The following is a 15,593-nucleotide window of genomic DNA, read 5'->3' on the forward strand; positions in this document are numbered from 1 at the left end:
GACGGGTCACGCCTCCGTGTCGGCAGCGAGGGCTTCGAGATCGGCGAGCACCAGTTCCTCGACCAGATCGGCCAGGGCGGACACGGTGCGGGAGGTGAGGATGTCGCGCGGGGACAGGTCGATGCCGAACGCCGCCTTGGTCCTGGAGGTGATGTGCAGGCTGCGGATGGAGTCGCCGCCCAGGGTGAAGAAGCTGTCCTCGACCCCGACCCGGCCGACGCCGAGCACGTCCGCCCAGATGGCGGCGATCGCGTCCTCGGTCTCGGTCCGGGGCGCGACGTACTCCCCGGACGTGACCGCGTCGCGCTCGGGCGCGGGGAGCGCGACGCGGTCGAGCTTGCCGTTCACGGTCAACGGCAGGCTTTCCAGTGCGACGAACGCGGCGGGCACCATGTGGTCGGGCAGGACCTCGGCCGTGTGGTCGCGCAGCTCCGACGCCGTAGTCGGCTTGTCCGGCACGTAGTACGCGACCAAGCGTTGTTCGTTCGCCACTACAACGACCTGGGCGACGGCAGGATGCGCGGCGAGCACCGATTCCACCTCGCCGAGTTCGATCCGGAACCCGCGGATCTTCACCTGCTGGTCGGCGCGCCCCAGGTAGTGCAGCACGCCGTCCTCCCACCGGGCCAGGTCGCCGCTGCGGTACATGCGGGAACCGGGCGGGCCGAACGGGTTCGCGACGAACCGCGACGCGGTCAGCCCCGGCCGGCGCAGGTAGCCGCGGGCCAACCCGGGCCCGGCCACGTACATCTCGCCCGGCACGCGCGGCGGCACCGGGTTCAGGTCCTCGTCCAGCACGTAGATCCGCAGGTCCGGCATGGCCACGCCGATGCTGCCGTCGACCTCGGTGTAGGTGACGTGCACGGTGGTCTCGGTGATGCCGTACATGTTGATCAGCGCGCCGGGGCCGTCCCAGCCCTCCAGCTTGGCCGGCTCCAGCGCCTCGCCGGCGAAGATCACGCAGCGCAGGCTCAGCCCGGTCGGCTTCTCCGGGATCAGCTGGTAGAACGCCGACGGCGTCTGGCTCAGGATCGTCACGCCCTCGTCGGCCAGCAGCCGGGCGAAGTCGCGCGGCGAGCGCGACACCGCGTACGGCACGACCACGAGCCGGCCGCCGTGCAGCAGCGCGGCCCACAGCTCGAACACCGAGACGTCGAAGGCGTAGCTGTGGAACATCGACACCACGTCGTCGGGGCCGAGCCGGAACCAGTGGTCGGTGGCCGAGAACAGCCGCACCACGTTGCCGTGCGGGATGACCACGCCCTTGGGCCGTCCGGTGGAACCGGAGGTGTAGATCACGTAGGCCGAGTGGTCGGGCCGCAGCGCCGGCGTCGGAGCCGTGGCCGGCTGACCGGCGAGGTCCGGGATCTCCGACAGCACGGCCACCGGCCGGGCGTCGTCGAGGGTGGCCGCGATCCGCTCGGCCGGGTACGCCGGGTCCAGCGGCAGGTAGGCCGCACCCGACTTGAGCACCGCCAGCACCGCGACGACCTGGTCCAGCGACCGGGGCAGCCGCAGCGCGACGATCCGCTCGGGCCCGGCGCCCAGGCCGACCAGGTGGTGGGCCAGCCGGTTGGCCCGCTCGTCCAGCTCGCGGTAGGTCAGGTGCTCGCCCTCGCACGTCACCGCGACCGCGTCCGGCGTGCGGGCGGCCTGGGCGGCGAACAGCTCGGGGATCGTGGTGGTCGGCTCGTCGGCGACCGCGCCGTTCCAGTCGACCAGCACCTGGCGGACCTCGTCCTCGGACAACCAGGGCACGTCGGCCACCGGCCGGTCCGGGTCGGCGACGAGGCCGACCAGCAGCCTGCGCAGCCGGTCGCCGAGCCGCTCGACCCCAGCCCGCTCGAACATCGCGGGCTCGTAGCCCAGCAGCAGGCCGAGCCGCTCGGCCGGGTAGACGGTGGCGCTGAGCGGGAAGCTCGTCGTCTCGACCGCGGACAGCTCGCGCAGCCCCATGTCCTCGGCCGGCTCGACCGGGTAGTTCTCGAACACCACGACGCTGTCGAAGAGGTTCGTGCCGCGCTCGACACCGCTCCACGACTGGATGTCGGCCAGCGGCACGTGCTCGAACCGCCGCGACTCGACCTGCGCGTCCTGCAACGCGCGCAGCCAGTCGGCCACCGGCTCGGCGCCGTCGACCCGGACCCGGACCGGCAGGGTGTTGATGAAGATGCCGGTGATGGCGTCCACGCCGGGCAGCTCCGCCGGCCGGCCGGAGACCGTCGCGCCGAAGCACACGTCCCGCCGGCCGCTGGAGCGGGCCAGCAGCAGCGCCCACGCGCCCTGCACGATCGCGCTGGGCGTGACGCGGTGCCGGCGGGCGAACTCGTAGAGCCGAGCGGACTCCTCGTCGGTCAGCTCGACGCGGAGGCGCTGCGACGACGTGCCGTGCTCGGCCGGGCGGTCGGCGGGCAGCGGCGTGGGCGAGTCGAACCCGGCCAGCACCCGCCGCCAGTGCTCCTGCGCCTGCGCCTCGTCCTGCTCGGCGGTCCAGGCGACGTAGTCGCGGAACGGCCGCCGCTGCGCCGGTTCGCCGAGCACGTCGGACAGCACGTGGAAGACGCTCCAGCCGTCGAGCAGCACGTGGTGGAACGTCCACAGCACCTGCACGCTCGTCGGCGACAGGCGGGCGATGGCGACCCGCATCAGCGGCGGCGCGGCCAGGTCGAGGCCCTCGGCCCGGTCCTCGGCCAGCAGGTCGCGCAGCCGCCGGGCGCGGGTCGCCTCGTCCAGCCCGCTCCAGTCCAGGAACGTGAACGGCACCCGCACGTGCTCGTGCACGACCTGCAACGGCTGCCGCACGCCCTCCCACAGCACGCTGCTGCGCAGCACCGGCGTCCGGTCGACCACCCGCTGCCAGGAGGCGGCGAACGCGGCCGGGTCGGTCACGCCGTCCACCACGAACGTGGTCTGCTGGAAGTACACGCCCTTGTCGCCGAGCCCGTGGAACACCATGCCCGCCTGCATCGGGGTGAGCGGGTAGGCGTCCTCGCCGGTGATCAGGTCCACCTCGGCCTGGGTCAGGCGCGCCAGCGGGAAGTCCGACGGCGTGCGGCCGCCCGCGCCCGGCTCGGCGCAGTGCGCCACGATGCCGCGCAGCGCGGCGGCGAACCCGTCGGCGAGGTGGGCGACGGTGTCCCGGTCGTGGGCGTTCTCGCTGTAGTGGAAGCGGAACTCCAGCCGGTCGCCGCGCACCTGGCCGACCACGTCGAGCAGGTGCGGGCGCGGCGCGCGCGGGTCGGCGAACAGCTCCAGGTCGCGCTGGTCGGCGTCGAACCGGCCCAGGTAGTTGAACGAGACCCGGGGGTCGCAGGCGGGCGCGGTGCGGGCCAGGTGGCGCAGCACGCCATAGCCGAGGCCGCGTCCGGGCACGGCCCGCAGCTGCTCCTTCACCGACTTGAGCGCCGTGCCCCAGTCGCTTCCGGGCGCACGGTCGTCCCCGGGCAGGTCGAGCGCGACGGGGAAGACGGTGGTGAACCAGCCGACCGTGCGGGACAGGTCGACGTCGGCGAACAGCTCCTCGCGGCCGTGGCCCTCCAGGTCGACCAGGACGCGCGGGCGGCCCGTCCAGTCGGCCAGCACCCGGCCCAGCGCGGTCAGCAGCACGTCGTTGACCTGGGTGCGGTACACGCCGGGCACGTCGCGCAGCAGCGCGTCGGTCTCCGCCGCGGTGAGCCGCACGGTGACCTCCCGCTGCGAGCCGACCGTGTTCGGGCCGGTCCGGTCGACCGGGATGGCAGTCGGGGTGGCGGCCACGGCCGTCCAGTGGGCCAGCTCGGCGTCGAAGCCGTGCGGGGCGTGGTCGGCGAGCCGGGTCGCCCAGTCGCGGAACGACGTCGTCTTGCGCCCGATGCGGACGGTCTCGCCGGCGCGGGCCTGGCGGTAGGCGGTGGTCAGGTCTTCGACCAGCACGCGCCAGGACACGCCGTCGACCACGAGGTGGTGCGCGGTCAGCCGGACCGACCCGTCGTCGAGGACCTCGGCGCGCAGCAGCGGCCCGCGGGTGAGGTCGAAGTGGTCCACCGCCAGCGGGTCGGCGTGCGTGACGGGGCCGACCACCTGGCGGTCGCCCTCGAACCGGGTGCGCAGCGCGTCGTGGTGCCCGACCAGCGCGACCAGGGCGGTGCGGAGGGCGGGCACGTCGAGGTCGGGGTCGAGGTCCACCACCACGGACTGGTCGAAGTGCTCCGGCCGCACCGCGTGGCTGTCGAGGAACCAGCGCTGGATCGGGGTGAGCGGCGCGTCGCCGGTCACCACGCCCTGGTCGGCGGCGGGCGGCAGGTCGCGGGTCACGTGCGGCGCGATGGCCGCGATGGTCTGGTGCGCGAAGATGTCCAGCGAGGTGAGCACCAGGCCCGCGCGGCGGGCGCGGGTGACGACCTGGATGCCCAGGATCGAGTCGCCGCCCAGGGCGAAGAAGTTGTCCCGCACGCCGACCCGGGCCGCGCCGAGCACCTCGGCGAACACGTCGGCCAGCACGGCCTCGACGGGCGTGCGCGGCGCCACGTAGCGGACCTCCGCGCGGTCGTCCGGGGGTGTGGGCAGCGCGTCGCGGTCGAGGTGGTCGAGGCCGACGACCGTGGTGGGCACGGCGTGCGCGGGCAGCACCTGGCCGAGGAACCCCTGCAACGCCGGGGCGTTCACCGGGGGCGTCACGTAGGCGACGAGTCGGGTGCCGGCCACGACCACGGCGGCGTCGGTCACGTCGTGGTGACGGCGGATCGCCCGCTCGACCTCGGCCAGGTCGACCCGGGAGCCCCGGATGCGGACCGCGTCGTCCGGCTGGAAGTCGAGGGTGACGAGGTCGCGCAGCGGGCGGTCGGGGTCGTCCACCACCAGGCGCAGCAGCGCTTCCAGGTCGTCGCCCAGCGCGTCGATCGTGGCCGCGTCGAACAGGTCGGTGTTGTACTCGACGGTCAGCGCGAGGTCGTCGCCGCGCGGCCAGAACTCCACCACCAGGTCGAACCGGGCCACGGGGCGCGGGAGGTCGTGCTCGGCCGCGGTCAGCTCGCCGAACGCGGGGCCGGGCAGCAGCGGCTGCTGGAGCGCGACGACGGCCTGCACGAGCGGCGTGCGGCTGGGGTCCGGGTCGGGGCGCACCGCCTCCACCACCCGGTCGAACGGCACGTCGTCGTGCGCGAAGGCCTCCAGCGCCGTGTCCCGCACCTGGTCGAGGAACGCGGTGAACGGCAGGTCGGGGTCCACCCAGGAGCGCAGCACCAGCGTGCGGACGAAGAACCCGACGGCGCGTTCGAGGTCGGCGTGGTCGCGGCCGGAGCTGACCGTGCCCACGGCGACGTCCCGCTGCCGGCTGCGGGCCGACAGCAGCAGCTGCACGGCGGCGGTGAGCGTCATGAACAGGGTGGCGTCGTGCGCGCGGCCGACGCCCGTCAGCCGCCGGACGAGGTCCGCCGGCAACGGGCGCCGCAGCACCGCGCCGGCCGTGGTGCGCAGCGGCGGGCGGGGGCGGTCGGTGGGCAGGTCGAGCGCCTCGATGCCGTCGAGCCGGTCGCGCCAGTAGGCCACGTCGCCCGCGGGCCTGGCCCGGTCCCAGGCGGTGAAGTCCGGGTACTGCACGGGGGGCTCGTCCGGCTGCCCGCCCGCGTACAGCTCGGCCAGCTCCCGCAACAGCACCTGCACCGACCAGCCGTCGGTGACGATGTGGTGCTGGACGAGGGCCAGCAGGTGCTCGTCCGGGCCGAGGGGGAGGAGCACGGCCCGGGTGAGCGGCCCCCGCCGCAGGTCGAACGGCTCGTCGAGGCCGAGGTCGGCCGAAGCGGGTCCACCCGTGCCCGGCGCGGCCGTGCCCGGTTCGGTCCAGCCCGGCTCGGTCGGGTCCGTCGTCGCTCCCGCGCCCGCCGGAGCGGGCAGCACGCGCAGCGGGATCGTGCCGTGCGACGCGATGACCTGCACCGGCTCGTCGCCCACCACGTCGAACGTCGTGCGCAGCGCGTCGTGGCGGCACGCCAGCGCGTCCAGCGCCCGGGCGAGGCGCGGCACGTCCAGCCGACCGGTCAGCCGGATGCCGACGGCGGTGTTCTGCTCGGCCGTGCCGTCCAGGGAGAACAAGCGGCGCTGGGCGGGGGAGAGGGGCAGCGGCCCGCCCCGCGGCACGCGCGGGATCGGCGCGCCGTCCTGGTCGGGCAGGGCCTCGGCGAGCGCGGCGACCGTGCGGTGGTCGAACATCGCCCGCACCGGCAGCCCGCCGAGCCGTGACAGCGCCCGCACCGCCAGGATCGAGTCGCCGCCGAGGGCGAAGAAGTCGTCGTGCGCGCCGACTTGGGGCACGCCGAGGACGTCGAACCACACGTCGGCGACCCGGCGCTCGGCGGCGGTGCGCGGCTCGACGTGGTCGTCCGGGACGTCGCCGACGACCGGCTCGGGCAGCGCGTCGCGGTCCAGCTTCCCGTTGGGCGTGAGTGGGAACGCTTCCAGCGGCACGAAGGCGGAGGGCACGAGGTAGTCCGGCAGTCTGCTGACGAGGTGGTCCCGCAGCCCTTCCACGGTGCCGACGACGTAGGCCACCAGCCGCTTCGGCTCGCCGCGCGCGATGACGACGGCGTGCTCCACGCCGGGCCGCTGCCGCAGCAGCGCCTCGATCTCGCCGGGCTCGACCCGGAAGCCCCGGATCTTCACCTGGTGGTCGGCGCGGCCGACGAACTCGAGCTGGCCGTCGGCGCGGGTGCGGACCACGTCGCCGGTGCGGTACATGCGGGCGCCGGGCCGGCCCAGGGGGTCGGCCAGGAACCGCTGCGCGGTCAGCCCCGGCCGGCCGAGGTAGCCCCGCGCCAGGCCGACGCCGGTCACGTACAGCTCGCCCTCGGCGGCGGGACGCAGCTCGTCGTCCAGCACGCGGACCTCCGTGCCCGGGATGGGACGGCCGATGGGCGGCGTGCCGCCCGGCTCCAGCGGCTCGCTCCACGACGTGACCACGGTGGACTCGGTCGGCCCGTAGGCGTTGATCATGCGACGGCCGGGCGCCCACTTCGCCACCAGGTCGGGCGGGCAGGCGTCACCGCCGACGACCAGGGTGCGGAACGAGGGCAGCTCGACGTCGGGCACGGTGGCCAGCGCGACCGGCGGGATCAGCGCGTGCGTCACGCCGAACCCGGCGATCACCTCCGCGAGCTGGTCGCCGAGCAGCGGACCGGGCGGCGGCACCACGAGCGCCGCGCCCGCGGGCAGCGCCATGCACAGCTCCAGCACCGAGGCGTCGAAGCTGGGCGAGGAGAACTGGAGGACCCGGTCGCCCGGCCGCACGTCGAAGTGGGCGATCTCGGCGGCGGAGAACGCCGGCAGGCCCCGGTGCGGCACCACCACGCCCTTGGGACGGCCGGTCGACCCGGACGTGTAGATCACGTAGGCCGGGTCCTCCGGCCGGATCGCCACGTCGGGCGCGGTGGCGGGCTGGTCGTCGAGCGGCGGCAGGTCGGAGAGCACGAGCAGCGGCTCGGCGTCGGAGACCATGAAGGAGATCCGGTCGGCCGGGTAGTCCGGGTCGATCGGCAGGTACGCGGCGCCGCTCTTGAGCACCGCGAGCCGCGCCACCACGTTGTCCACCGACCGCGGCATGGCGACCGCCACCACGCGCTCCCGCCGCGCCCCCAGGGCGACGAGCACGTGTGCGAGCCGGTTCGCGCGTTCTTCGAGTTCCCGGTAGCCGACCACACCGCCGGCCGATATGACCGCGGGTGCGTCCGGAGTGCGCAGCGCCTGCGCGGCGATCAATTCCGGCAGTGTGCGGGCGTGCGTCATCGCGAGAAGTGCCTTTCTGGTTCGGGGGCGCGGCCTACCCATTCCGCGTGAGGTTCAAACGTGTAATTCAATACACTTTCGCGGCCTGCCGGCGCGCCAGTCGGCCGCCGATCTGGATCCAGCGGATGCCGCCGTCGCCCGGGTCGCGCAGGAAACGCCCGGTCTGGTTGGTGTCGCCGGTGTCGGAATCACGCATGGCGAACACCAGGCCGTCGAACAGGGACAGGTCCGCGAACGGCTCGCCGTCCACGGTCAGCGCCAGGCGCTCCCGGTCCACGGCCCGCACGGCGTATTCGACGTCCCCGTTGCGGAAGCGGCCGGTGCAGTCCGGCGGCGGGGCGATGCGGTGGTGCAGGCCGCTCATTCCGTCGTAATCGGCCACCGGCAGGCCCGCGTCGACCAATTCCGGCACGAGCTCGCGCCACAGGCCCCACCCGCTGCTGCCGTTGGTGGTCAGCGCGACCGAGGTGCCGTCGGCGGGGTTGATCCGCAGGTGGCAGGACGTGCCGTCGGCGGTGCCGTCGTGGCCGACCCAGCGGACGCCGTCGCGCTGGAAGAGCGCGAGGCCGAGGCCCCAGCCGTCGGCCATGCCGAACGGCTCGGCGTGCCGCACGGGCTCGCGCATGAGCGCGAGGTCCTCCGGGGACATGATGTGCGGCGCGGCGCCGCCGAGCATCCGGCCGAACGCCACCAGGTCCGCGGCGCTCACGGCCAGGGCGCCCGCGGGCGCGTCGACCGGCGTAAGCGATTGCGTCACCGGCACCACGCGGCCCGTGGCGGCGTTGACCGCGTGGCCGGCGACCACGTCGGCGTCGGGGCTCGTGATGAACCGGGCGCGCACCCCGAGCGGGCGCAGCAGGACCGCCTCCACCGCCTCCGACCAGGACATCCCGGTCGTTACCTCGATCAGGTGGCCGATCAGCGAGTAGCCGATGTTGGAGTACGAGAAGCCCGCGCCGGGCTCGTGCAGGGGGTGCAGCTCGCGCAGCGCCTGCCGGACGTGGTGGCGCAGGGACGTGGTGCGCACGTCCTCCGGGTCCGACGGCAGGCCGCCGGTGTGGCTGAGCAAGTGGCGCAGCGTGAGCTCGCCCGCCGCCACCCCGGGCAGGTGGTCGGACAGCGGCGCGTCCAGCTCGAGGTCCCCGTCGGAGACCAGGGCCATGGCGACGGCCGCGGTGAACGTCTTCGTGATCGAGCCGATGGGCACGGCCGCGTCGGCGGCCAGGCCCACCTCGTGCGTCCACGTGCGTCCCTCGTGGTGCACGGCGAGCTGCGCCCCGGGCACGAGGTGCTCGCGGGTCAGCGTCGCTAATCGGGTGGAGATCCGGTCGGTGTCCATGCGTGATCCTCTGAGAATGAGCCACAGTGTCAATGAGTAACCGGGCGCGGGGCCAACGTTGACGGTCGCCGGGAGTTCGTCGCGACCGCCGAACGGAGCATTCTCCGTAAAGTCATTCCCTATTTTGAGGGGAGCATGACCCCGCGTTGGAAGAAGCACTTCCGCGATTCACTCGAACGGCCGGTTTGGACCGTGGGGTCTCGTAAATACGTGCAGTACGCGAGGGTTATTCGCAGTCGCGTGTCAACGCGCCCGGCGCGCCTCGGACGGGGGATTGCACGCGTCCGTAGGCTGTCCATCCAGGAAGCATGAAATATCTTCGTGCTCCGTTCAGACGGATTTTCGAAGATGTTCTGGGATGGCCGTAACCTTCTCCGTCTGACGTCGTTTGACGTTACTCGGGCGTAGCGCGCTCGCCGGTCGCTAAGTGATGTGCGACACGTCTTGATTAATCCGCGACAAGCCCGCCCGCGAGAGTCCCGCGTTCAGGGCGCGTGAGTCCTACACCCACGACGCGTGAGTCCTACGTCCGGAGCGCGTGAGTCCTACGTCCAGGACAGGTGAGTCCTACGTCCGGGCACCCCGAGTTGAACGCTCGGCGCCGGTCAGTCGCGCTGGACCTCGAGGTGCAGCGACTGCATCCGGGCGTCCAGCTCCGCGGCGATGGCGGCGGTGGCGGTCAGCTCCTCGACGAACCCGGCGGGCACCTGGTCGTCGTACTTGTAGTACAGCTTGTGCTCCAGGGTGGCCCAGAAGTCCATCGCGATGGTCCGCAGCTGAACCTCGACCTTCACGTGCTCCACCCGGTCGGACAGGAACACCGGGATCCGCACGATCAGGTGCAGGCTGCGGTACCCGTTGGGCTTCGGCGCGGCGATGTAGTCCTTGGTCCGCAGGATCTCCACGTCGCTCTGCCGGGCCAGCATGTCGCGCACTCGGTACACATCGGACACGAAGGGGCACACCACCCGCACGCCCGCGACGTCGTCGAGGTGCTCGGCGGCCAGCGCCAGGTCCGCGGGCAGGCCCTTGCGCCGCAGCTTGTCGAGGATCGCGTCGGGCCGCTTCACGCGGTGCGTGACGTGCTCGATGGGGTCGTGCCGGTGGACGAGGTCGAACTCCTCGCTGAGGATCCGCAGCTTCGTCATGAGCTCGTCGACCGCGAACTTGTAGACCACGAGGGACCGCCGCAGCAGGTCATCCGCGACGCCGATGTCCATGATCCCCACGATACCGGCAGGCGGTGCGGCTACGATTCCGGCCGTGAACACCCACTGGCACGTGGTCCTCCCGCCGCCGTGCGCCTGACCGGGCGCACCCGCTGACGCACGCCTCCACGCCTGCCTGACCCGCCCCGGCCACGTCGACCCGGTCGAGATCCCGACCCCGGTCACGTCCGCCCGGCCCGGTCACGCGGTGCGCCCGTTCGCGTCCTCTTCACCCCTCGTCTCGCGAACGGAGACCTTCGTGTCGACCTCTGTCATGCCATCACGCGCTCGTTCCACCCGCGGACCGCTGCCGATCCTGGCCGCGTGCGTCCTGTGGGGCACCACCGGCACCGCGAGCTCGATGGCGCCCGCTTCCGCACCGACCGCGGCGGTGGGCGCGGCCGGGCTGGTGGCGGGTGGCTGCCTGTTGTTCCTGACCGCCAGCGGCACGCGCGCCGTGCTGCGGACCGCCGACTGGCGGTTGTTGCTGCTCGGCGCGGTGACCGTGGCGGGCTACGTGCTCGCGTTCTACCCGGCCGTCGCGCGCACGGGTGTGGCGGTGGGCACCACCGTGGCGCTGGCCGTCGCGCCGATCCTGCTCGGCCTGCGGTCGCGGCCGCTGCCCACGTCGGCCGCCGTGGCCGGCTGCACGGCGCTCGTGCTGGGCGGCGGCGACGCCCGCGTCGACCTGGTCGGCGTGGCGCTGGCGCTGGTCGCGGGCTTGTCCTACGCCGTGTACTCGGTGGTCTGCGCCCACCTCATCGGCTCGGGGCACCCGTCCCGGGCCGTGGTGGGCGTGGTGTTCGGCGGCGCGTCGGCCCTGACGCTGCCGGTGCTGTCGGTGGTGGGCGTGGGGTGGCTGGCGAGCCCGTCGGGGCTGGCGGTGACCGCGCACCTGGCGGTGTTCACCACGTTCGCCGCGTACCTGCTGTTCGCCCGTGGGCTCCGCCACACCGGCGCGGCGGCGGCGACCACGTTGACGCTCGCCGAGCCCGCGGTGGCGGCGGTGCTGGGCGTGGTCGTGCTGCACGAGCGGCTGCCGCTCGTGTCCTGGTGCGGGATGGGCGTGCTGGCGGCGGCGTTGGTGGCGCTCGCGCGGAAGTGAGCGGAGGGGCCGGCGTCCCCAGTGAGGCGCCGGCCCCGGGCGTCACTCGTGCGGGGTGAGCTGCCACTCCTGGCTGCCGTCGTCGAGGGGCAGCTGGATGTCGACCCGCGGCGGGTAGGTCCACGTGGGTGCCCGGTCGAGCCGCAGCCGGTCGTCGCCAACGGCGGAGGCGATGAGGACGCGGTCGGGCGCCGAGCCGGCGCGGATGGTCCACGAGTAGGGGTACGGCGTGGCGACGACGGGCCGGTGCTGCTGCGGCACGCCCCCGCCGAGCCCCAGGTAGAGGCCGCTGTGCAGGTTCCTGATGATCTGGGTGGTCCGGCTGTCCCGGACGACCTCCCACTCCTGGTAGCCGGGCCGGCCGAACGCCGGCAGGAGGACGGTCGGCAACCCTTCCCCGGTCGAGAGGTGGGTCAGCAGTGAGTCCTCGTCGCCCTGGAAGGCGATGCCGTAGACCCCGTCCGGGACCACCGTGGTGGCCGTGGCCGAGGCCGGGGGCGCGACGGTCGAGCCCGCCACCACTCCGATCGCGGCGGCCACCACGGCCATCCGCCTCGCGGCGCGTCGGAGAATCATCATCAACGGTCCCTTTCCCGAGGTGCGCGCCTCGCGGTGGCGAGGGCACCTCAGGCATACCGCCATTCGGTCGCCGGAGCAGAGGGCGAACGGGGGTACTGCCTGCGCGAAGGTGGGAACCTGTGGTGACGGCCCGCTAATCGGGCCGGTGCGCCCCGCCGCCCAGGCCGTAGAGGATGCGCTGGATGACCTCGGGGTCCACGTCCGGCTCGTCGCCCAGCGCCTCGGCGGCGGGCGAGCGGCGGGGTTCGCGGCGGGGCAGCGGCACGGCCGAGGCGCTCATGCCCGACGGCAGGGCCAGTTCGCACCACGCCAGGTGGCCGCCCGCGGTGAGGTCGACCAGGCCCGCGCGGGAGCCGGCCAGCTCCGGCGGCAGCGCGACGCGGTTGCCCTCGACCTCGACCACCAGGCAGGCGCCCGTCAGCCGCAGGCGCACCAGCAGGAAGCCGGGCGCCCGCCGGTCGGCCACGTCGACCGCGGCGCCGACCAGCCGGCGGACCGTCTGCGCGGCCTCGTCCTGCATCGCGCGCAGCCGCCACTCGCCCAGCGAGAAGCGCACGAATAGGTCCGCCACGTTCACCGCGGTGGGCAGCGCGACGAGTCGAAGGTCGTCGACCTGTTCGGTCTGGGCGTTCACACCGATCCTCCTCGCCTGCGTCCGGCGCGTTGCTGCGCCAGATGGTGCCATGGGTGCGTCCGATGTCACCCACGTGGTCTACCGACCGTGAGCGGACTGTGTCCGCACCGAGTTCTACCGCTTCAGTGCCGACCGAAGCAAAACTCGGGTCCCACGACCTACTACGGGTGGAGACGGCTCGCGGTTCAGGCAGGTTGCGGCGGCACGGCAGAAGTTACCGAAATGCGCGGTGAAATGGAATGACGCTCGATTTCGCCCGGTCCAGCTACTCGCCCTACGCACGGTAGGTGGCGTGGCGAGGGCCGCCGAGCAGCCGGACGTCTTCCGGCGGACCGACCCGGCACGTCGGTGGCGAGGCGAACTCGTGGTGGCCCGGGGCGTCGCGAAGCGGGTCGACGCGCCACGGCGGGCGATCAGGATCCGTTCCCCGACCGCCGGGAATCGACCGAGGACGTCGCGGGCCGGGCGGTGGGCGAGGAGGCGGTGGGCGAGGAGGTTGGTGGGGCCGCGCGTCCGGGGGCGCAGCTGTGCCGGCACGGGACGCGCGGTGACGAGCCGAGCCGGCGGTTCCTCATCCGGTCCTGACGACCGTCGGCGTCGGCGTGGCGCTCCTGGTGACCAGGCCGCCGTAGCGGCGGGCGTACTCGGCGCGCACCTCGGCCGGCGTCCCGACGACGGCGAACGCGTGCAGCACCTCATCGGGCACGAGGCCGGTCATCTCGTTCCACCGCCCGTCCAGGGACAGTTGGTGCAGCTCCTCGTGCAGGTCGCCCCAGCCGTGCAGGTCCAGGACCTTGCGGTAGGCGGGGGTGGCGCCGTAGAACGCGATCAGTCGCCGGATCTTGACCACCGACCGGTCGTCGTAGGCGATCAGGGAGGGGCCCTGGATCTCCAGTGGCCGCAGCCCTCCTGCCCTGGCCCGGCCGCGGGCGAGCGCGGGCAGGGTCACCTCGCGCAGGTACCGCTCGGTGGTGAAGCTGTGGCAGAGGAAGCCGTCTGCGACCTCGCCGGCGACCTCGGTCATGAGCTCGCCCACCCCGGCCAGCCACACGGAGGGGTTGCCGAAGGGGTTGGGACCCGGGTCGAAGACCGGAGTCATCAGCGTGTGGGTGTAGAACTCGCCGCAGAACCGCAGCTGCTCCCGGGTGGCCCAGCTGTGCCAGATCGCGCGCAGCGCGAAGACGAACTCGCGCATGCGCGCCGCGGGCCGTGACCACGGCATGCCGAACCGGTTGGTGACGTGCGCTTCCACCTGGGTGCCCAGGCCCAGGTGGAAGCGACCGCAGGAGAGCAGTTGGAGGTCGTTGGCCGCCATGGCGGTGGTCATCGGGTTGCGCGCGAACGCCACCGCGACGGCCGTGCCCAGCTCCAGCTCCACTTCGCCCGCGACGCGGCCCAGCGCGACGAACGGGTCACGAGACGTCTCGGCCACCCAGAACCCGTCGCAGCCGTCCTCCTCGGCGCTGCGCGCGAGGTCGAGGACCCTCGTCGGATCCGGGCCTGCTTCCACGCGGTCCGTTTTCATGGTGTGGAAGCTATTGACGCGCCGCGCGGCCCACTCGGTCACCGAACGGGTGCGGCGTGAAAATCGCCTGATCGAGCGACGGGATGCCCGCCGGGCGACGCCTGGGTGGCAGAGGTCGGCAGCGGTGTCCCGGTCGATCCGTGGAAGGAGGCCCGCCCCCGTCGAGTGCGGGCGGGCCTTCCGGGAAGCGCGAGTGCCGGGCAGGTTCGCCGTCGCGGTCGACGGCAGACCGGCGGCCGGTTCAGGCCTGCTTGACGGCCTCGATCTCGAGCAGGATCGTGATCTTGTCGCCGACGACCGCGCCCGCCGCGCCGCCGGTCACGCCGAACTCGCGGCGGTTGATCTCGGTGGAGGCGGAGAAGCCCGCGACCTTCGCGCCCTCGAACCCGTCGCCGAAGCCGTTGATCTCCAGCTCCAGGGACACGGTCTTGGTCACGCCGTGCAGGGACAGCTCGCCGTCGACGAGGAAGCCCTCGCCGTGTGCGCGCACGCCGGTGGAGGTGAAGGTCAGCTCGGGGAACTTCTCCACGTCCAGGAAGTCCTCGCCCTTGACGTGGGCGTCGCGCTGGCCGTTGCGCGTGTCGACCGAGGTGGCGTCGATCTTCGCGGTGACCGTGGACTCCAGCGGGTTCTCGGCCGTCACGATCGTGCCCTCGAACGTGCCGAAGTGGCCGCGGACCTTGGACACGCCCAGGTGGCGGACCACGAAGGAGATGTCCGAGTGCACCGGGTCGATCGCCCACGTGCCCGCGAGGTAGCCGGGGATCTGCACAGTCTGCGAGGTCATTGATGGTCCTTCTGGGTTGGTCTGGTTGAACTCTCAACAGAACATAGCGCATCCTGGTTGAAGGTTCAACAACGCCCGTATGATGGGAGACATGAGCGACGTGCGGTGGCTGAGCGCTGAAGAGCAGCAGGTGTGGCGTGCCTTCATGACCGCCGTGACCAAGTTCACCGGACACCTGGACCGGCAGTTGCAGCGCGACTCCGGGATGCCGATGGCGTACTACGAGATCCTCGTCGCGCTGTCCGAGGCACCGGAGCGCTCGCTGCGGATGAGCGAGCTGGCGTCGGTGTGCCACTCGTCGCGGTCGAGGCTCTCCCACGCGGTGGCCCGGCTGGAGAAGGAGGGCTGGGTCGAGCGCCAGGCCTGCCCGTCGGACCGCCGCGGCTCCAACGCGGTGCTGACGGACGCCGGGTTCCGGGTGCTGGAGGCCGCGGCGGCCGGGCACGTGACGGCGGTGCGGGAGCACCTGTTCGACGTGTTGACGCCCGCGCAGCTGCAGTCGCTCGCGGAGATCAGTCGGGCCGTGGACGCGGGGTTGACGGTCGAGTGCGCGAAGGCGCGGCGGGAGGAGTTCGCCGACCTGTGAGGCCCCGCCGGGAGGCCGCGTGACAAGCCGGTCATCCCACGCGCGGGGGACGACCCGTCCGATGTGGACGCATCC

Annotated in this window: 9 protein-coding genes; 2 read left to right on the plus strand and 7 right to left on the minus strand. The window is 73.1% G+C overall.

Annotation, left to right across the window (positions count from 1 at the left end):
* Positions 1 to 6 precede the first annotated feature (6 nt).
* The 3 genes from IOD16_RS12155 to IOD16_RS12165 all read right to left on the minus strand — a co-directional run bounded on the left by IOD16_RS12155 (position 7) and on the right by IOD16_RS12165 (position 10,314).
* Positions 7 to 7,755, minus strand: a complete 7,749-nt coding sequence (locus IOD16_RS12155; protein WP_201440122.1) for a non-ribosomal peptide synthetase — start codon at positions 7,753 to 7,755, stop codon at positions 7 to 9.
* 67 nt (positions 7,756 to 7,822) lie between these two features.
* Complete coding sequence (locus IOD16_RS12160) at positions 7,823 to 9,094, minus strand: serine hydrolase domain-containing protein (protein ID WP_201440123.1); 1,272 nt, start codon at positions 9,092 to 9,094, stop codon at positions 7,823 to 7,825.
* A 605-nt stretch (positions 9,095 to 9,699) separates the two neighbouring features.
* Positions 9,700 to 10,314, minus strand: a complete 615-nt coding sequence (locus IOD16_RS12165; protein ID WP_201440124.1) for a GTP pyrophosphokinase — start codon at positions 10,312 to 10,314, stop codon at positions 9,700 to 9,702.
* Positions 10,315 to 10,576: 262 nt separating this feature from the next.
* On the opposite strand from IOD16_RS12165, the gene IOD16_RS12170 reads away from it, so the two are divergent.
* Positions 10,577 to 11,407, plus strand: a complete 831-nt coding sequence (locus IOD16_RS12170) for an EamA family transporter (protein ID WP_201440125.1) — start codon at positions 10,577 to 10,579, stop codon at positions 11,405 to 11,407.
* A gap of 42 nt (positions 11,408 to 11,449) precedes the next feature.
* Here the strand turns inward: IOD16_RS12170 and IOD16_RS12175 are convergent, their stop codons facing one another.
* The 4 genes from IOD16_RS12175 to IOD16_RS12190 all read right to left on the minus strand — a co-directional run bounded on the left by IOD16_RS12175 (position 11,450) and on the right by IOD16_RS12190 (position 14,932).
* Positions 11,450 to 11,986: a hypothetical protein gene (locus IOD16_RS12175; protein WP_201440126.1), complete on the minus strand. Its 537-nt coding sequence runs from the start codon at positions 11,984 to 11,986 to the stop codon at positions 11,450 to 11,452.
* 133 nt (positions 11,987 to 12,119) lie between these two features.
* Positions 12,120 to 12,620: an ATP-binding protein gene (locus tag IOD16_RS12180; RefSeq protein WP_123742144.1), complete on the minus strand. Its 501-nt coding sequence runs from the start codon at positions 12,618 to 12,620 to the stop codon at positions 12,120 to 12,122.
* A gap of 571 nt (positions 12,621 to 13,191) precedes the next feature.
* Entirely contained in the window at positions 13,192 to 14,145 is a 954-nt protein-coding gene (locus tag IOD16_RS12185; RefSeq protein WP_201440127.1) for a TIGR03617 family F420-dependent LLM class oxidoreductase, read from the minus strand.
* 241 nt (positions 14,146 to 14,386) lie between these two features.
* Positions 14,387 to 14,932, minus strand: a complete 546-nt coding sequence (locus IOD16_RS12190; RefSeq protein WP_123742143.1) for a YceI family protein — start codon at positions 14,930 to 14,932, stop codon at positions 14,387 to 14,389.
* A 91-nt stretch (positions 14,933 to 15,023) separates the two neighbouring features.
* Between IOD16_RS12190 and IOD16_RS12195 the strand changes: the two genes are divergently transcribed.
* On the plus strand, positions 15,024 to 15,518 hold the full coding sequence (locus tag IOD16_RS12195; RefSeq protein ID WP_123742142.1) for a MarR family winged helix-turn-helix transcriptional regulator: 495 nt from the start codon (positions 15,024 to 15,026) through the stop codon (positions 15,516 to 15,518).
* Positions 15,519 to 15,593 lie beyond the last annotated feature (75 nt).

Source organism: Saccharothrix sp. 6-C, assembly GCF_016695385.1.
GTDB lineage: Bacteria > Actinomycetota > Actinomycetes > Mycobacteriales > Pseudonocardiaceae > Actinosynnema > Actinosynnema texasense.